This is a genomic window from Acinetobacter sp. NEB149, assembly GCF_012516415.1.
Classification (GTDB): Bacteria; Pseudomonadota; Gammaproteobacteria; order Pseudomonadales; family Moraxellaceae; genus Acinetobacter; species Acinetobacter lwoffii_V.
In genome coordinates, this window is the sequence record NZ_CP051208.1 from 2,271,396 (window position 1) to 2,290,583 (window position 19,188).

At 43.7% G+C, this 19,188-nt stretch carries 18 protein-coding genes; 6 read left to right on the forward strand and 12 right to left on the reverse strand.

The features are described 5' to 3' along the window. Nucleotide 1: 1 nt before the first annotated feature. The 5 genes from gyrA to HGD77_RS10855 form a co-directional block, all read right to left on the reverse strand. On the reverse strand, nt 2–2,983 hold the full coding sequence (gene gyrA / locus HGD77_RS10835; protein ID WP_168386972.1) for a DNA gyrase subunit A: 2,982 nt from the start codon (nt 2,981–2,983) through the stop codon (nt 2–4). A gap of 256 nt (nt 2,984–3,239) precedes the next feature. Next, nucleotides 3,240–3,905, reverse strand: a complete 666-nt coding sequence (locus HGD77_RS10840; protein WP_005103891.1) for a hypothetical protein — start codon at nt 3,903–3,905, stop codon at nt 3,240–3,242. A 208-nt stretch (nt 3,906–4,113) separates the two neighbouring features. After that, nucleotides 4,114–5,046: an FAD-binding protein gene (locus HGD77_RS10845; RefSeq protein ID WP_004645709.1), complete on the reverse strand. Its 933-nt coding sequence runs from the start codon at nt 5,044–5,046 to the stop codon at nt 4,114–4,116. 18 nt (nt 5,047–5,064) lie between these two features. After that, nucleotides 5,065–5,817 (reverse strand): electron transfer flavoprotein subunit beta/FixA family protein, encoded by a 753-nt coding sequence (locus HGD77_RS10850; RefSeq protein WP_004280496.1) that lies wholly within the window; start codon nt 5,815–5,817, stop codon nt 5,065–5,067. Nucleotides 5,818–6,340: 523 nt separating this feature from the next. Continuing rightward, nucleotides 6,341–6,946: a LysE family translocator gene (locus HGD77_RS10855; protein WP_005103894.1), complete on the reverse strand. Its 606-nt coding sequence runs from the start codon at nt 6,944–6,946 to the stop codon at nt 6,341–6,343. Nucleotides 6,947–7,058: 112 nt separating this feature from the next. Here HGD77_RS10855 and HGD77_RS10860 point away from each other — a divergent pair, with 112 nt between their 5' ends. Next, nucleotides 7,059–7,553, forward strand: a complete 495-nt coding sequence (locus HGD77_RS10860; RefSeq protein WP_035341055.1) for an Lrp/AsnC family transcriptional regulator — start codon at nt 7,059–7,061, stop codon at nt 7,551–7,553. A 208-nt stretch (nt 7,554–7,761) separates the two neighbouring features. Here the strand turns inward: HGD77_RS10860 and HGD77_RS10865 are convergent, their stop codons facing one another. Beyond that, nucleotides 7,762–8,145 (reverse strand): hypothetical protein, encoded by a 384-nt coding sequence (locus HGD77_RS10865; RefSeq protein ID WP_004731804.1) that lies wholly within the window; start codon nt 8,143–8,145, stop codon nt 7,762–7,764. A gap of 230 nt (nt 8,146–8,375) precedes the next feature. After that, nucleotides 8,376–9,293, reverse strand: coding sequence for a site-specific tyrosine recombinase/integron integrase (gene xerA / locus HGD77_RS10870; protein ID WP_168386973.1), 918 nt, complete (start codon nt 9,291–9,293; stop codon nt 8,376–8,378). Nucleotides 9,294–9,471: 178 nt separating this feature from the next. On the opposite strand from xerA, the gene HGD77_RS10875 reads away from it, so the two are divergent. Continuing rightward, nucleotides 9,472–9,801: a hypothetical protein gene (locus HGD77_RS10875; protein ID WP_005103900.1), complete on the forward strand. Its 330-nt coding sequence runs from the start codon at nt 9,472–9,474 to the stop codon at nt 9,799–9,801. Nucleotides 9,802–9,855: 54 nt separating this feature from the next. On the opposite strand, the gene dapF is transcribed toward HGD77_RS10875, so the two are convergent. The 4 genes from dapF to HGD77_RS10895 form a co-directional block, all read right to left on the reverse strand. Then, complete coding sequence (gene dapF / locus HGD77_RS10880) at nt 9,856–10,701, reverse strand: diaminopimelate epimerase (protein ID WP_005103901.1); 846 nt, start codon at nt 10,699–10,701, stop codon at nt 9,856–9,858. Between the two features lie 12 nt (nt 10,702–10,713). Then, a complete protein-coding gene (lysA, locus tag HGD77_RS10885) occupies nt 10,714–11,958 on the reverse strand; it encodes a diaminopimelate decarboxylase (protein WP_168386974.1) in 1,245 nt (414 codons plus the stop codon). A 24-nt stretch (nt 11,959–11,982) separates the two neighbouring features. Next, a complete protein-coding gene (gene lptM / locus HGD77_RS10890) occupies nt 11,983–12,216 on the reverse strand; it encodes an LPS translocon maturation chaperone LptM (RefSeq protein ID WP_129716745.1) in 234 nt (77 codons plus the stop codon). Between the two features lie 132 nt (nt 12,217–12,348). Beyond that, nucleotides 12,349–13,752: an amino acid permease gene (locus HGD77_RS10895; RefSeq protein ID WP_004731814.1), complete on the reverse strand. Its 1,404-nt coding sequence runs from the start codon at nt 13,750–13,752 to the stop codon at nt 12,349–12,351. Between the two features lie 319 nt (nt 13,753–14,071). Between HGD77_RS10895 and HGD77_RS10900 the strand changes: the two genes are divergently transcribed. After that, entirely contained in the window at nt 14,072–15,418 is a 1,347-nt protein-coding gene (locus HGD77_RS10900; RefSeq protein ID WP_168386975.1) for an alanine/glycine:cation symporter family protein, read from the forward strand. A gap of 96 nt (nt 15,419–15,514) precedes the next feature. On the opposite strand, the gene HGD77_RS10905 is transcribed toward HGD77_RS10900, so the two are convergent. Then, nucleotides 15,515–15,919, reverse strand: coding sequence for a hypothetical protein (locus tag HGD77_RS10905; protein ID WP_168386976.1), 405 nt, complete (start codon nt 15,917–15,919; stop codon nt 15,515–15,517). Between the two features lie 174 nt (nt 15,920–16,093). Here HGD77_RS10905 and radA point away from each other — a divergent pair, with 174 nt between their 5' ends. The 3 genes from radA (at nt 16,094) to HGD77_RS10920 (ending at nt 19,188) form a co-directional block, all read left to right on the forward strand. Beyond that, complete coding sequence (gene radA / locus HGD77_RS10910) at nt 16,094–17,485, forward strand: DNA repair protein RadA (RefSeq protein WP_168730844.1); 1,392 nt, start codon at nt 16,094–16,096, stop codon at nt 17,483–17,485. Between the two features lie 118 nt (nt 17,486–17,603). Beyond that, entirely contained in the window at nt 17,604–18,608 is a 1,005-nt protein-coding gene (locus HGD77_RS10915) for a Tim44 domain-containing protein (protein ID WP_168386978.1), read from the forward strand. A gap of 223 nt (nt 18,609–18,831) precedes the next feature. Beyond that, on the forward strand, nt 18,832–19,188 hold the full coding sequence (locus HGD77_RS10920; protein ID WP_016807069.1) for a hypothetical protein: 357 nt from the start codon (nt 18,832–18,834) through the stop codon (nt 19,186–19,188).

Genomic DNA, 19,188 nt, shown 5'->3' on the forward strand with positions numbered 1-19,188 from the left:
CTTATTCTTCTACTGAATTTTCACCATCTTTTGCAACTTGCTCAGTTTCAGCTGCTACATCTGTTTCTGCTACTAAAGATTCTGCACCTTCAATCGCTTCAACAAACTCATCTTCTTCAACCGCTTCGATTGAAACGACACCAACCAGCAATTCCTCATTACCTAGGCGGATCAGACGAACACCCTGTGCGTTACGACCGGTTTGCGCCACTTCAGATGCACGGGTACGAACCAGCGTACCGCCATCAGAGATTAGCATCAGTTCTTTAGAAGCATCGATGGCAACAGCGCCCACCAATTGACCGTTACGTTCAGAGGTCTTGATCGCAATCACGCCCTTACCGCCACGTTTCTTGGTCGGGAAATCATCTACTGGAGTACGTTTACCATAACCGTTTTCAGATGCACACAGTACTTCGCCAGTTTCAGGTACAACAACCAGTGATACGATTCGGCTAATCAATGCTGAATCTGAACCATCTTCGTCATCAGACTCGATCTCAGTTTCGTCATTTTCTTCTAGCTGTGCAGCTGCACCAATGGTCACGCGCATACCACGTACACCTTTGGCAGAACGGCCCATTGAACGTACATCCGTCTCAGCGAAGCGAATGGCTTTACCTTCGTTCGAGAACAACATGATTTGCTGTTCGCCATCAGTAATCGCCACACCAATGAGGGTATCGTCACAATTCAACTCAATCGCACGTAAACCGTTTGAACGAACATTCGAGAACTGCTCAAGCTCTACACGTTTAATCGTACCGTATTCGGTTGCCATAAACACATAGAAGTTTTTACGTACCGCTTCAGCCTGCTGAGCAAAGTCATTGATGATGTCATCATCAAGATCTGTTGCAGAAAGCTCCAAGCCCAACTGTTTCAATTGAATACGCAATGCATCAGAAATATCATCCGCACCATCTTCAGATTCTGTCAGCGCTGCTTCAAGCTCGGCAAAATGAGCATTGATCACTTCATTGGCTTGCAACTGCGCTGCATTGGCTTTGACAAATGCCTTGAAGGCAGCCAGACGTTCTTTGAATTTCTTCGGCGCGTCAATCACAGGCAAGATCGCAGTAATGGTCTCGTTTTCATCCAGTGGCAACAAATTCACCATTGGGCGACCTTTCGCACCACGTGATGCTTGCGGCACTTCATAGACTTTCAGACGATAGACCTTACCAACATTGGTAAAGCAAAGTACCGTCGCATGACTTGACGTCACAATCAGATGTTGAATGTAATCATCTTCTTTCATGCTGGTCGCAGACTTACCACGGCCACCACGACGCTGTGCAGCGTAGTCAGACAATGGTTGAGTTTTCGCATAACCTGATTTCGATACCGTCAGCACCATTTGCTCTTCAGGAATCAGATCTTCACGAGAGAAATCGATACGTGACTCGACAATCGACGTTTTACGTGCATCGCCATACTGCTGAAGAATTAATGCCAATTCTTCACGAATCACGTTCATCAACAGATTAAAGTCATTCAAAATTGCAGTCAGTTCAGCAATTTGTGACAGGATTTCACTATATTCAGCATGTAACTTGTCTTGTTCCAGACCAGTTAAACGATGCAAGCGAAGTTCCATAATTGCATTCACCTGGGTTGGTGACAAACGATAAATCTCGCCATCCAAACCAAATGGGCGACTTGGGTCTTCACCTTCAATCTCATCCGGACGCACAGAAACTGAACCGGCTTTTTCCAACAAGGCCAAAACACCGCCACCTGCCCACTCACCTGCCTGCAAACGCTCACGCGCTTCAGCCGGATTTGCAGAACTCTTGATGGTTTCGATGATGGCATCAATATTTGCCAGAGCAACGGTTAAACCTTCCAAGATATGACCACGTTCACGCGCTTTGCGTAATTCGAACATGGTACGACGCGTGACTACTTCCTGACGGTGACGGATAAACGCGGCAATGATGTCTTTCAGGTTCATCAATTTTGGTTGGCCATTGTCCAGGCAAACCATATTGATGCTGAAAGAGTTTTCAAGTTGGGTGTTCTGGAACAGGTTGTTCACGATCACTTCAGCGTTTTCACCGCGCTTCAGGTCAATCGCGATACGCATACCGTCTTTGTCAGACTCGTCACGAAGCTCTGAAATGCCTTCCAGTTTTTTCTCTTTGACCAGTTCAGCAATACGCTCAATGGTTTTTGCTTTATTAACCTGATATGGAATTTCAGTGAAGACAATCGTGGTGCGGCCATTCTTCGGATCTTCTTCGAAATGGTATTTACCACGGATATGCAAACGGCCCTTACCGGTACGGTATGCATCGACGATACCTGATTTACCGTAAATGATGCCGCCTGTCGGGAAATCCGGACCAGAAATATGTTCCATCAATCCTTCAATGCTGATTTGAGGATCATTGGCATAGGCCAGACACGCATTCACAACTTCAGTCATGTTATGCGGCGCCATATTGGTCGCCATACCAACTGCAATACCAGTGACACCATTAATCAATAAGTTCGGAACACGGGTTGGCATGACTTGAGGAATACGCTCAGAGCCATCATAGTTGTCTTCCCACTCGACGGTATCTTTTTCAAGATCCGCTAACAGTTCGTGGGTCAGTTTACGCATACGCACTTCGGTATAACGCATGGCTGCTGCGCTATCGCCATCAACCGAACCGAAGTTACCTTGACCATCAACCAATTGGTAACGCAAGCTGAAATCTTGCGCCATACGTACAATGGTTTCGTATACGGCAGAATCACCATGCGGGTGATATTTACCGATCACGTCACCGACTACACGTGCAGACTTTTTATAAGCTTTGTTATAGTCATTGCCTAATTCGTGCATTGCGAAAAGCACACGACGATGAACAGGTTTTAAACCATCTCGTACATCGGGCAATGCACGTGACACAATCACGCTCATCGCATAATCGAGATATGAGCTTTTAAGTTCATCCTCAATGGCAATCGGTCTAATTTCCGATACGCTCATGCATACTCCTTATTCTACAAGCCAATTTTGACTTGTATTTATATGTCGTAAATCCAGCTATAAATCGGTTCAAAAAAAGCTGAACCAATATTAAAATTTAGTCACACAGTATAGCATAATTCAGTCTAAATTTACCTGTTACAACCTCAACTATCTGCAGGATTTTTAGTAGCAATTTTAACCACTTCACAAAGTTATAATGACAAAAAAACCTCTACGAGCAGAGGTTTGTTTTTTGTTCAGCAATAGAACTTGTTTAAATGCTTAATTTTGAATCCACTTCATGTAAATCATCTTTAGCCATTATCAATTCGGCTCGTTTAGCATTGGCACAGTCCTGTTTCAGCAATGGATAAGCTACCAGGAACAAACCGATAATAAGAGGAAATTCGTACAACTCTTCCAGAAGATCTTTATATACAAGATCAGTAAAGATCATATGAATAAAAAACCGATTATGCTCAATTGCATCTGAAATAACCAACCCGGTAATTGCCAGGATTAAAGCCCAGAATGAAAATTTTGCATGCTTGAATTTATTTGCAATCTCTTGACGCAAAGGCGCTAAAAACAACATGAAAACAACCGGAGCAATGACCAGGATCGAGATACCACGGAAATAAATTTTTGGCACTTCCGGGAAATAGTCACGGCCCCAACTGGTACTTCTACCGAACAGCAAAATCCACCATACGACTGACCAAAGCCAAAACTGTTTTTGTCCCTGGCTCAATTCGAATGGACGTATATAGAAGAAACTAAATACTGCAAAACCAAGCAACATGAATGCTTGAACTGACTCAACTGCTGTTACAGCCATACCATCTAGCAGAGGAAGATGTAGACTCGGGAGAAAGGGGAAAATCAAACAGCAAATCATCAGCACCAAAATACTTACTGGTAACTGAACATCAAATTTCACGAATACTCCGCCAAAGTGGCAAGTTTATAAAAAGAATAATATTAACATAAATTATACAACAGCTGAAATTGTGAGTCTGCCATCCATGACTTCACAGTTTAGATAAAGTATTTTCAGGATTAGAAAATAAAAAACGCCCTTGCACAAAACAGGAAAGCATTGCTTTCACTGCCTGCGCAAGAGCGTTTTTTTAAAGCTGATTCAGGAATTAGATTTTAGAAACCAATTCTGGAATTACAGTGTTCAGGTCACCGACTAACCAGTAGTCAGCGACTGCATTGATTGGTGCTTCTTCATCTTTGTTGATCGCAACGATCACTTTAGACTCTTTCATACCCGCCAAATGCTGAATCGCACCAGAGATACCTACCGCGATGTACAGGTCAGGTGCAACGATTTTACCAGTTTGACCCACTTGCATATCGTTTGGTACGAAGCCAGCATCTACCGCAGCACGTGATGCACCTTGAGCAGCACCAAGCTTGTCGGCCAATGGATCAAGGATCTTGTGATAGTTCTCACCAGAACCTACACCACGACCACCAGAAACCACAATACGCGCAGCTGTCAGTTCAGGACGTTCAGACTTTACGATTTCTTCGTTGATAAACTTAGAAATACCCGCATCACCAGTAGACGCAGCAGCTTCAACAGCAGCAGAACCGCCTTCAGCAGCTACAGCATCAAATGCTGTACCACGAACAGTCGCCAATACGATGTTTTCGCCTGATTCTACAGTCGCAATTGCGTTACCTGCATAGATCGGACGTTTGAAAGTCTTAGGACCATCTACCGCGATGATGTCAGTGATCATGCTTACGTCAAGAAGCGCAGCTGCACGTGGTAAAATATTTTTACCAGTTGTTGTAGAAGCAGCAAGGATATGTGTATAGCCTTTACCTAATTCAGCAACAAGTTTAGCCACGTTTTCAGCCAATTGGTTTGCATAAGCAGCGTCATCAGCAAGCAATACTTTGCTTACACCCGCAACTTTAGCCGCTTGGTCAGCAACTACCTGAGCGCCAGAACCAGCAACCAATACAGTGATATCACCACCGATTTTTTGCGCTGCAGCAACAACGTTTAAAGTAGCAGCGTTTAATGCTTTGTTGTCGTGCTCAGCGATAACTAAAATACTCATGATTTTTATCCTTCTGTATTAGATCACTTTCGCTTCGTTTTTCAATTTTTCTACAAGCTCGTCTACAGACTTCACTTGTACGCCAGCTTTACGCTCTGCAGGTGATTCAACTTTCACTGTTTTTAGTTTAGTTGCAGGGTTTACACCGAAATCTGCAGGTGACTTGGTATCCAGCGGTTTTTTACGCGCTTTCATGATGTTTGGAAGTGCCGCATAACGAGGCTCGTTCAAACGCAAGTCCGTGGTAATGATTGCTGGAAGTTTCAGCTCAACAGTTTGTAAACCGCCGTCTACTTCACGTGTTACTTGTACTTTATCGCCATCTACTTTTACTTCAGAAGCGAATGTACCTTGACCTGCACCCATTAGAGCGCCAAGCATCTGACCAACCTGATTCGAGTCATCATCAATTGCTTGCTTACCCAGAAGGATCAATTGTGGTTGTTCAGCGTCAACAACGCCTTTCAGAATTTTAGCGATTTCCAGCGCACCCAGTTGGCTGTCATCAGCTTCAACCAGAATACCGCGGTCAGCACCAAGCGCCATTGCAGAACGGATCTGTTCTTGGGCTTCTTTAGGACCAATAGAAACAACAATGATTTCTGAAACAGTTCCTTTTTCTTTTAAACGAACCGCTTCTTCCACTGCGATTTCACAGAATGGATTAATTGACATTTTAACGTTAGTTAAGTCAACACCACTGTTGTCCGGTTTAACACGAACTTTAACGTTGGCATCAACCACACGTTTTACAGCAACAAGAGCCTTCATGTAATCCTCGGCTGTTTTAGCAAATGTAAATGTTGAGAAAAGTTAGTGTAACTCTTCACTTAAATTTTTTAGGTGCCCTATCTTGCAATGTGTACGGCATTTCGGTCAAGTCACAATTCAACAAAGAGGTGTAAAAATGCGTAATTTTCCCTGAACGATGCGTTCACAATTAATTGTTATCGTTTTATTACAATGAAATGTATCAATATTTACTTAAAATTTAATTATTGATTTATATTATTTTTTTATCTGATTAATCACATCAGAAGTTTTGATTGATCACATTTAATTTAAATTGATTTAAAGCAGCTTGAAGCAAAACAGCCGGAATATAGATATGTCAGCTTTTGTCATTTTGGACAGAACTATTTTTGAGAGCGAATTAAACCCCATATAAAGACAAATTGACCAAATAATAAACCAGCGCATTGAATTCTACGCCTACACAGTGAATGTTTAATTTCAAATCTTCGCAATTATAAAAAAAAGCATACTGCGAACAGTATGCTTTTTTGCAACCAGATTAATTAATGATGAGCCAGCTTGCAGCAAGTGCCAGTAAACCACCAGAAGTTCCATCCACCCATTTTTGTTTACGTTCATCCATTTGAGTTTTTTGGCTGATTTTGCTGAACAAAATACTTAAGCCACAATACACCACAAAAATCAGACTGATAAAAATAAAGGACAGAATCAAACCTTGACTGATAGTATTGGCCGATTTATCAATAAACTGCGGCAAAATCGCAAAATAAATCAACATCCCTTTCGGATTTAACAGCGCAGTAAAAAAACCTTTTTTAATCGGATTGGCTGAGGTCTTTTTCTCAATGTTCAGCGCATTTTTACTGAATACCGATTTGAGCAAACCAAAGGCTAAATACAGCAGATAAGCAATTCCAAGCCAGCGAATCGTTTCAAACAGCACCGGAAAAGAGACAATAATAGCCGCAATCCCGAGTGCTACCAGAATAGAATGCACCAGATAACCGCAACACACCCCTAAGGTTGCCATCATGCCTGCTTTTGCATCTTTACCCATCACTTGAGACAGGATAAATAACATATCGGGTCCAGGCGTAAAAATCAGGGGAAGCACGGTCAGTGCAAAGAGTACAAATACAGACATTTCCTTTTCCTTTCAAACTCCAGAAAGTGAAATAAGTATCTGCAATTTTTTACAAAATTGGCTTTCAATTTATTTTATAATAAGTATTATTTTTCGAATATTATTCTAATTTATGAAAATATCCACCAAGTCTATGCGGGTAAAACTTGATCGAATTGATAAAAATATCATTCGACATTTACAGGCCAATGGCCGTATTCAGAATAATGATCTGGCACGTGAAATCGGACTTTCACCTTCGTCCTGTTTACGCCGGGTGAAATTACTGGAAGATGCAGGCGTCATTCAGAATTACACGACTATTGTCGATCAACAAAAAATTGGTTTTCAGTTGATTTTATTTTCACGCATCTGGCTGGTCGGTCAGGATGCCGAAACTATTGATACCTTTATTGAGGCAATGAAAGAACTGCCTCAGGTGATGGAGTGCTACATTATTTTGGGGGAAAGTGATGCGATGCTGAAAGTCGTGGTACCTGATCTGGAAAGTTACCGTAAATTTCAGTCCACACATCTAACCAAAAAAAATGGTATTACCAGTGTCAAAACAGATTTACCCAGCCAGATTATTAAACAGAGTTTCCAGCTACCTTTAGAAGATTTATAGACAAACTGATTTTAGATAACGAAGCTATGTTCTTAATTTGCGGTTTAAATAATCGTAGCTTGCTGAAACTATAACCTGTGCTGCAAGCGCATAGATTACAAGTTCTACTATAAGAAAAGGTTGCCTATAGAAGACAACTTTTTCCTCTTGAGCAAAGCCAAACCACAGGACTGAATCTTATTTTTATGCTGTGTGGATACTTCAGAATTTACTCAGTTTCTTGTGCTAAAAAATCACGATGTACATGGCTCAAATCCACCAGTTCATAGTCTGCCAATTCAAAAATTTGCCAAATCGCAATCGCATCTTCTTTTAAATCCACTGCCTGGGTCGCACGATTCGACAATTGCCATTGCAGGTCAGAAATCCATAAATAGTATTGCCCAGTAGCCGCATTAAAGGCCTGAACTTTCCCATCGGCATTGATCCCTTGAATGATGGCGCCTTCAGGTAAAGTCGCTTCAAGATTGGGTAAGCTAATGTCCACAAAATGCTTGATTTGTCGCAGACCATAACCTGCAAACATTTCTTTTTGAGCTTCACTTAACTGTGCATATTTTTGCTCTATATCTGCAATTACCAGTGTGTCCATGTCACCTCCCATCGGTCCAATACTGAGATGTTACTCAGCAATATTCATTTTAAATATTAAATACTATTTATTGTTATACCTGAAATGGCGCATTTAACGAATAAGACAATAGTGAAATGCTTACCCGAACGCCAGTGTTCAGTTTAATTCCATTTTAAGATTTATATATGAAAGTTTTGTGCCAAAAATACAATTTTCATGATTTTTATTCTATAACACTTGGCACATGATCAATCTTCTTTATGTTGTGCACGTGGATGGGCTTGATCATAAATCTGGGCCAGATGATCAAAATCGACATGAGTATAAATTTGCGTGGTGGTCAAATTGCTATGCCCTAGCATTTCCTGCACCGCTCGTAAGTCCCGGCTATTCGACAACATATGACTGGCAAAACAATGTCTTAACAAATGCGGATGCAGATCCACATTGACGCCTGCGCGCTGCGCCTGAAATTTAACCCGATTCTCAATCTGTCTTGCACCGAGCGGATTGCCTTTCTGGGTAATAAATACATTCGCCTCCGGTACAAAATCGCCATTCCATAAGGGATAGACTTGCAACCAAGCCATCACGCTGTCTTTGGCCTTGGAACCGAAAGGCACAATCCGGGTTTTATTGCCTTTACCAGTAATGCGTAATAACTGCCGGTTGAAATCAATATCTTTAATTCTCAGGCTTTGCAGTTCTGCCAGACGCAACCCACTCGAATAAAGCAATTCCAAAATCGCTTTGTCCCGGAGCCACATTTGCTGCTGTATTTCATTTTCGGGCGCAGGCTGATCAATAATCTGGTTGACTGTTTCAATATCCACCATGCCCGGCAAAGGACGCGATTGACGTTTTAACTGAAAATCATCCGCCGGATTAAAAGCCATATGCTGAGCCTGCTCGGCCCATTTCATAAACTGGCGAATAGCCGAAAGCATACGTTGCAGACTGCTGGGACTTAACTGATGCTGTTCCACTTTCTCAGCCAGAAACTGGCGTAAATCGGTAGCTTCTACATCATTTAAATTGAGCTGTTCATGCTGGCAAAATTCTAAAAAATCCGAGACATCACGTTCATAGGCTTGCAAGGTATGTTTGGACTGGTTTTGAATTTCACGTTCTTTTAGCCAGATGGATAATAATTGTGTTGCATCCATTAATATAAACCTTCCTACACCAATCCACCTTTCTCAATATTACATCTATCTATATTTTGTATCTAAAAAATCAATCATTTAAAATTCATTTTATAAGATAAATTCTGATCAGCTTTTGCTAATATCAAATCACTTACCAAAAAACATGACATAAAAACGATTTCATAGCGAGTATAAAATGCATTCATTTGAAAAAATTGCAGCATCTTTTAATTTGAACAGCCTACAGGTCGAAGAACTCACCAATGAATTAAAGGAGTTACAAAAGCGCTTTAATCCAGATAATATCCAAGACTTCTATCCTGAATTTGAAAAAATTGCCTCAAGCTTTGGCATTCAAGATGATCAAATTGAAGTATTTGTAGACATGCTTTATGCCAACCCTGAATTTAGCAATCTAGTGACTTTTATCATTCCAAGTTTCTACAGCATTGGTGGCGATCGAATGATATTTGAAGCCACGTATGAACAAATGATGGCAGACCTGCAAGCAGAATTAGATCAATAAAATAGAAAGCAAAAAGCCTATCTCATGGATAGGCTTGTTTCAAAGTAATACCGCTTAACCCTGGAAATAACGTAAATCCAGACGCCCTTCATATACGGTCGCCGTTGGTCCAGTCATCCAGACCACATCACCTTCTTTCCACTCAATTTGCAACTTGCCGCCTGCCAGCTCAACTTCAACTTTACTCGAAAGCAGACCACGGCGCATACCTGAAATTGCGGCAGCACAGGCACCTGTACCACAAGCCAAGGTCTCGCCCACACCACGCTCATATACGCGTAAACGCGCATGTTTTTCATCAATAATCTGCATAAAGCCAGCATTGACCCGTGCCGGGAAGCGCACATGCGATTCAACTTGTGGGCCAATACGTGCGACATCGGCAGCAATCACATCCGGTACAATCGTCACCGCATGTGGATTACCCATATTCACTACATCAATGGTCAGCTTTTCACCGCCAGCAAGCTCGATGTCATACAGGCTCTCCGGTGCATCAGCCACAAATGGAATTTCCTGAGGCAGGAATTTTGGATAGCCCATATTGACGCGTACCCAGCCATTCGCACCCAATTCCGGCTCTACAATACCAGATTTGGTTTGCACCTTGATTTTGGTTTTGGTAGTCAGCTGACGATCATGCACAAATTTGGCAAAACAGCGCACGCCATTGCCACACTGTTCCACTTCCGAACCATCGGCATTAAAAATCCGGTATTTAAAGTCTGCACTTGGCACATCGGGTGGCTCAACCACCAAGAGTTGATCAAAACCAATGCCGAAGTTACGGTTGGCCAAACGCTGAATGGTCAAAGTGTCTAAATAAGCACGCTGGCTGATCAGGTCAACCACCATAAAGTCATTGCCCAGACCATGCATCTTGGTAAATTCTAATAACATCCTGATTTATCCTTAAGGCAATAAACGCTCACGTTCCCAAAGTGATTCAATCGTCTCACGTTCACGAATCAAATGTGCCTGATCAGCATCGACCATTACCTCAGCAGCACGTCCACGGCTGTTGTAATTTGAACTCATCACGAAACCATACGCACCTGCACCGAGTACTGCCAGCACATCATTTTCCTTGATCGCAAGCTCACGCTCTTTACCCAGGAAATCACCAGTTTCACAAATTGCGCCCACGACATCCCATTCTTTCGTTTCGACATCGGTACGAGGTGTAACAAATTGAATGTCCATCCATGCTTCATATAAAGCAGGACGAATCAGGTCATTCATCGCAGCATCAATAATCGCGAAATTACGGTGATTCGTTGGTTTTAATAGATCCACTTTAGTCAGCAGCACACCTGCATTGGCAGAGATACTACGTCCCGGTTCCATATACACTTTCAAGCCCAATTTTTCTAAAGCTGGACGTAGCGCATTGGCATATTCTTCAACCGACGGCGGGGTTTCATCTTTATACGTCACACCCAGACCACCGCCGATATCGATGTGTTTGAGGTGAATGCCCAGCTCTTTTAACTGGTCGATCATCACAATGACACGATCCAGTGCATCCACAAATGGCTGGGTTTCAGTCAGCTGTGAACCGATATGGCAGTCAATCCCAACCACATCCAGATTTGGCAATGACGCTGCATATTGATAAGTTTCAAACACGCTATCCGATGGAATACCGAATTTATTTTCTTTTAAGCCGGTTGAAATATAAGGATGGGTTTTGGCATCGACATCAGGATTGACACGCAATGAAATCGGCGCTTTGACATTTAATTCAGCCGCAACTTTCTGGATACGATCCAGCTCGGCATAAGATTCTACGTTAAAGCAGGCAATCCCGACTTCCAACGCTTTTTTGATATCTGCTTCAGTTTTACCCAGACCCGAAAATACGATTTTTGATGCATCACCACCGGCTTTCAGCACACGCGCCAATTCACCGCCGGTCACAATATCAAAACCGGCGCCTTGTTTGGCCAATACATTCAATACCGCAAGATTAGAGTTGGACTTTACCGCAAAACAGATTTGATGGTCGATAAAATCAAAAGCACGATCCATATCTAAAAAATGCTTTTCCAAAGTGGCTTTAGAATAAACATAGAGTGGTGTGCCGAATTGCTCCGCGAGCTGTTGTAATGAACATTGCTCAGCGTGCAATACCCCATTAATGCGGGTGAAACTCATGAAGGTATCCTTTCTGTGAAAGCGTTATGGTGTGGTTTTAACGTCTGAATCGGTAGGTGCAGCAAACTGTTGTTGCACAGGTGCCTCGCGTTCTTCATCGGACGCTTTAGGCTCAGTGTCAGTATTCTTGTATAACAGATACTTGGCACGCTTGTCGTAATTCGGATCATTCGGCAAGTGCAAAGCACCTGACTGTCCACAACCTGCAAGAGCAAGACCTGTCGCTAAGATACTGATGTAGCAAATGACTTGGCGCATCTGACCACCTAATGTAATAGTTTCGATGAAGTATAACGCGATCATTCGGCATGACCCAAGCGTTAAACGCTAGAGAGTATCTTTAGACAAAAAAAAACGCCAGCAGATCGCTGACGTTTTTATTGATAAGGTTTATTTATGTTTCTGTTTATAGAAACCAAAATATCCAATGATCAGCAGGATAAACCAGATCGGACTGATCATCAGTGCCTGGCGGGTATCCTCTTCCAGCGCCAAAACCACGATCATGCTCAGGAAGAAAATAATCACGATCCAACAGGTCACCAATCCACCTGGCAGCTTAAAGGTCGATTTGGCATGCAGCTCTGGACGTGTTTTGTAATACACGATATAGCTCCAGATAATGATGATCCAGACACAAATAAACAGAATCGTGGATAAAGTCGTGGCCAAGGTAAAGGCCCGAACAGTATCCGGAACGAAATACTGCAGTGCTGCACCCAGCAACAAACACACGGCAGAAAAATACAGGGCATTTGCAGGCACTGCGCGACGGTTCAAGCGACCAAAAGCAACCGGTGCCTGCTCTTCACGCGACAGGCCAAACAGCATACGGCTGGTCGAGAATACGCCACTGTTCATCGATGACATCACCGAGGACAATACCACCAGGTTCATGATGATCGCAGCCGCTGCAATGCCAGCCTGACTGAACAGGTTTACAAAAGGCGAGACATTCGGGTCAATCTGGTTCCATGGAGTTACTGACATCACAATTAGCAGTGCCAATACATAGAAAATAATGATACGGATCGGAATAGAGTTCACCGCTTTTGGCAGGTTCTTTTCCGGATCTTTGGTTTCAGCCGCGGTAGTCCCCACCAGTTCCACCCCCACAAAGGCAAAGATGGCAATCTGGAAACCGGCCAGGAAGCCCATGGCACCCGTCGGGAACAAACCGCCATGCTCCCAGATATGACTAAAGGATGCGACCGTACCGACATCATTGGTAAAGCCGGTAAATACCATCCACAGACCAACGGCAATCAGCACCACAATGGCGATAATTTTGACCAGGGCAAACCAGAATTCCATTTCACCAAACAGTTTTACCGTGACCAGATTCAAGCCCATGATAAACACAATCGCGGCAACACTGATCATGACGCCTTCTTCAGGGCTAAAGGGCAAGCCATTATTGAAGAATTGCAGATAGTAAATAATGGCTGACAGATCCGCGATCCCGATGGTAATCCAGCACAACCAGTAGGTCCAGCCAACAAAGTATCCGGCCCAAGGCCCGATCAAATCCGTGGCAAAATCAATAAATGATTTATATTGTAAATTGGAGAGTAACAGCTCACCCAATGCTCGCATCACCAGAAAGACCATAAAACCGATGATCATATAGATCACCAGAATCGAAGGACCTGCGAGACTGATGGTTTTACCCGAACCCATAAACAGGCCGGTTCCAATGGCGCCCCCAATGGCAATTAACTGTAGGTGCCGATTGGACAAACTCCGCTTTAATTCACCGTGCTCTGCCGACGAATTGTTATATTTTTCTGACATTATTAATTACAACTTTGAGTTTTACTCGCGACAAATTAACGTAAAAAATGCTGAATACAAAAATAAAATTTGCATCATTTGTATTTCCTGATTAATTGAAGAAGTTAATTTATTTTTCTTATATCGCTCTACAGTTACATTTCTGCTTTATTTTTGACCTGCGATATTCCAGTAATTTCTTGTCAAATTTTTAAAACTGTGTAAAAAATAGAACACTATTCAGCCAATTTATGCATTCAGGATGAATGCATCTGGCATAGCAATTGCTTTTTAATCAATACCTCGAACTACACAGACATGGATCAATAAGAAGAATTTTATGCAAAATTTACAAAGTTTAATGGAAACTTTAAGCGGCTGGGTCTGGGGCCCTTATATGCTGGTACTGATTGTCGGTACCGGGATATTTCTCACCTTCCGTTTATTGTTCTGGCAGTTCCGCATGTTGCCTTTAGCCTTTAAACAGGTCTTTGGCAAGCACCCTGAGCATTCAGGTGATATTTCCCAATTTGCTTCATTGATGACCGCACTCTCTGCCACGATTGGTACCGGTAATATTGCCGGTGTAGCCACTGCCTGTGTTCTCGGTGGTCCGGGCGCCGTGTTCTGGATGTGGATGACTGCCCTATTTGGTATGGCGACCAAATATGGCGAAGGTGTTCTCGCAGTCAAATACCGAGTCAAAAATGAGAAAGGTGAAATGTCCGGTGGTCCGATGTACTACATCGAGCGTGGTCTGAAATGGAAATGGCTGGCACTGATTTTCGCTTTGTTCGGGACACTGGCTTCTTTTGGGATCGGCAGTTCAGTACAGTCGAATACCGTAGCACTGGCAGTTGAAAACAGCCTGGGCATTGAAACCTGGATGACGGGGATCATTATCACTGCCTTTTCAGCACTGGTGATTTTGGGCGGGATTAAATCGATTTCCAAAGCTTCTTCTGTGATCGTGCCGATTATGGCGGTGGGTTATGTTGCTGGCGGTCTGATTATTATTTTAAATAATCTGGAACTGGTCGTGCCGGCACTGAAAATGATCTTCACCTATGCATTTACCGGTGAAGCTGCAGTAGGCGGTGCGATTGGTGCGGCGATTCGTTATGGTGTGGCACGTGGTGTATTCTCCAACGAAGCCGGCATGGGTTCTGCGCCGATTGCTGCCGCAGCGGCAAAAACCGATCATCCGGCCCGTCAAGGTTTGGTATCCATGACCGGTACCTTCATTGATACGATTATTGTCTGTTCAATTACCGGTATTGTCCTGGTGATGGGTTATATCATGGCCGGCAACTCATTCGGTGACCAGACCGGCGCAGTATTGACCATCAGCGCGTTTGACAAACTGTTGCCTGGGATCGGCGGCTGGATTGTGACCCTCGGGATTATTTTCTTTGCTTATTCCACCATCTTGGGTTGGAGCTACTATGGCGAGAAATGTGCCACTTATTTGCTCGGTGAGAAGTTTGTGCTGCCCTATCGCATTATTTATATCGCTTCGGTATTTATTGGCTGTGTGGCGACCCTTGATCTGGTTTGGCTCTTCGCCGATACCTTTAATGGGCTCATGGCGGTTCCAAACCTGATTGGCTTATTACTTCTGTCTGGTGTTATTGCCAAAGAGTCGAAAGACTTCATTGCAAGACGTAAATCTGGTGAACTTTATTAATTGATAAGTGGTGTAAATATTCAATTCACATATAAAAAAGCCACGTAAATCGTGGCTTTTTTATACTTCAGTTTTCCCATTTTTCATTATGAAATTTTAGCAACGTAAACCACTACAAGCCAGCTTGTCCCACTCAGATTCAAGCTCCAGTGCTAGTCCCAAAGATAAAACAAAAAACTGAATGCCTTTAATTTTCATATTGCCCTGTTCATCTTCCAGATATCCACTCAGTTTTTGATAGGTTTTATGATGCAGATCAAAAGGTACATCTAAGTAAAGCCCACCCAGGTAGATTTCACTATGGACGGTTTGATCCACACCTAAACACGGCATATAGACAATGCCCTGTTGCTCTAGCCAGTCAATCAACATCTGCCGAACCGAGTTTGCGTCCCGATCTGGATGTACATAATGATCAAAATGCACAAACAGCACATCACGGTTTTTTTCACGTGCGATCGCATCAATATGTTTCAGCAATTGTGACAAGATCTGTTCCATTTCAGCATAACAAGACGGGTATTATAGACGGCGTTGATGCACAACATCTAAATAAGCGTAAATAAAAACGACAAGCCTTGTCGTAAAAACCATGAATTTTCAGGTGAAAGGCTTGGTTTTCGATTACATTCACCGCTATGCTGTCAGTCAATTTCAATCGCTTCATCTTAAAATATGGCTAAAGCAAAAAGTGTCTATCGTTGTGAACAATGTGGCGCGGATCATCCAAAATGGTCAGGGCAATGTTCGGAATGTGGGGAATGGAACAGCCTGACTGAGGTCAGCATTGCACCTGCGGTTATACATCGGGCTCAGCCAAAAATCGCTGGTGGATATGCAGGCCAGGCGTCCAGCATCACGACTTTAAATCAGGTCTCAGTCTCTCACGAAACCCGTCTGCCGACGGGGATCAGTGAATTTGACCGGGTTCTGGGTGGCGGACTGGTAACAGGTTCCGTCGTTCTGATTGGCGGTGATCCCGGAATTGGTAAATCGACTATTTTGCTGCAAACAGCCGCGCACATGGCTTCTGCCAAAAATTCGGCCTTATATGTCACCGGCGAAGAATCCTTGTCTCAGGTCGCGCTACGTGCCCAGCGTCTGGATCTGCCGACCGATCAGCTCAAAGTTATGGCCGAAACCTGTGTTGAACGTATTTGTGAAGTATTGGCCCAACAACGCCCTGCGGTGGCTATTCTAGACTCTATTCAAACCTTGTATACCGAGACCTTACAATCTGCTCCGGGTGGTGTATCGCAAATTCGTGAATCCGCGGCCCTGTTGACGCGTTTTGCCAAAAATAGCGGTACCTCTTTATTTCTGGTTGGTCACGTCACCAAAGAAGGCGCACTGGCCGGCCCACGTGTACTGGAACATATGGTGGACTGTGTGCTGTATTTTGAAGGCCAGTCGGATTCACGTTACCGGATGATCCGAGCGGTCAAAAACCGTTTTGGTGCGGTCAATGAGCTCGGTGTGTTCGGCATGACCGATAAAGGTCTGCGCGAAGTTTCCAATCCTTCAGCCATCTTTTTAAGCCGTTATGATGAAGCGATTCCCGGTTCGATTGTAATGATCAGCCGCGAAGGTACGCGCCCGCTTCTGGTTGAAGTTCAGGCACTGGTCGATGATGCACATGGCCAACCAAGACGTGTAGCGCTCGGCCTGGATCAGAACCGTCTAAATATGCTCCTTGCAGTCATGCATCGGCATGGTGGTGTGCAAACCTCCGGCCAGGATGTTTATGTCAATATTGTCGGTGGTTTGAAAATCACCGAAACAGGTTCGGATCTGGCGGTACTTCTCGCCTGCGCTTCCAGCATTCGTGGCAAAGCCTTACCGCAACAGCTGGCGGTTTTTGGGGAAGTCGGACTGTCTGGAGAGATTCGCCCTGTGCCGAACGGTCAGGAACGGCTGAAAGAAGCGATTAAACATGGTTTTAAATACATTATTGTCCCTCGCGGCAATGCACCGCAAAAATCCATTGAGGGCGTGCAAATTATTGCAGTTGCGCGTTTACATGAAGCCTTGAGCGAGGCAATGGCGCTGAGTGATGAACTCAATTAACTGTAAACCGGCTCATTTCGTACAAAGAGCAAAAAAATACAGATTTTTGATTGAAATTCCACACAAAGCCTATATAAATAGACTGTACAAACAGGTTTTATTCTCATAGGAAAAATGAATGGAAGTTCGACAGCGCGGTTTGATCACAGGTATCTTGACAGCAGTTTTATTGATTGCGCCTTTTGCTGCTGAAGCAAAACGTGCTGGTGGCGGTAAAAGTCACGGTATGCAACGTTCTGCACAGCCTACTCAATCTTATCAACAACCTCGTCAAGCTGCGCCTGCTCAACAAGCGCCAACAGCGGGTGCTGCAACCCAGCAAAAATCTGGCCCGGGTGTGGGTGGTATGGTTGCTGCGGGTGTAGCGGGTGCCGCAATTGGTGCAGTCGCTGCCAATGCTTTGGCGGATGATCAAAGTGTAGCAGCGTCTGAAGCTCAAGCTGCTCAAGCCGAAGAGGAAAAAGGTGGTATTCCGAGCTGGATCTGGATCCTTCTCGCTGCTGCTGTTGCCTTCTTCATTTTCCGTAAGATGGGCGCAAAAAAAAAAGTAGCGTCTAATCCATTTGCGCCAAATAGCGGTGCTGCCAATGCAGCGCCGTTTGGTCAGGCACCAACCACACCTCGCAGTGGTGACAGTACCAATATTTTTGGCCAGAACGTAGGCGGTCAAACGTCAAGCAATAATGCGCCGTTCGGTTCTGCTCCGGTAAATAACGCGCCTTTTGGTGCAGCTTATACCCAAAGTGGCAGCCAGTTACCGGATGGTACTGAACCTGCAGCATTCTTGCGTGTAGCGCGTCAGCGTTTTAACCATATTCAGTCCATGAATACAGCAAGCAACATTTCTGAAATTCAGCGTTATCTGACTCCTGAACTTTATCAGTCAATGTATAACGACATCATGAGCAATCAGGATCAGGATGTTGCCGAGTTTTCAAATCTGAATGCGATGGTCGTCGACTCATCGACTGACAATGGCCAGTATATTGTCAGCGTACGCTTTACAGGTACGGTAAGCGAAGACTTAAACAGCTTGCCGCAACCGTTCGCAGAAATCTGGCATTTCACCAAACCAGCAGGTTCAAATCAGGACTGGGTGGTTGCAGGTATTCAGCAAGACTAATCGTGAATAAATGAAGTTTAGACAGCGGCCTTCGAGCCGCTGTTTTTATTTTCAAGCCTTACATTTTGATCTTTTTTAATTCCCTTTCCCCTCTCTTTTTTAACCTAACTTCCAGTTTTACTTATTTTTCATATAAATAGTTCAACAACCCATATTTAAAATCTAAACAATAATTGTTATCATTATCATTAATTACTTCATAAGTTTGTAAATAGAATTTTCGATGATGAATAGTCCGAATATGCAAGCCATAGCGACTGGAACAGTTACTGCACCGAAACCATCAAGCAAAAATAAAGTCAAAGCAAGTATGCTGGCTTATCGTGGGATGATTTTATATCGCTTTATTCTGGCGGGTGCTGGCGGTTATCTACTGGCTACACTGGCAACGATCGTGATTGCCCAGCTTTTTATCGACAGTGGAAGCAGTGCAGCCATGTCCGCCACCCTGATTGGCTTTAGCTTGAATGCTGCTGCATTTATCTGGGTATTTATGGTGAATAAGACGCTCAAAGCTACGCTCGGGATCGCGATTCCCGGTGTTTTACTCTATATCGCCTATAAGCTTTTAGGAAATTGA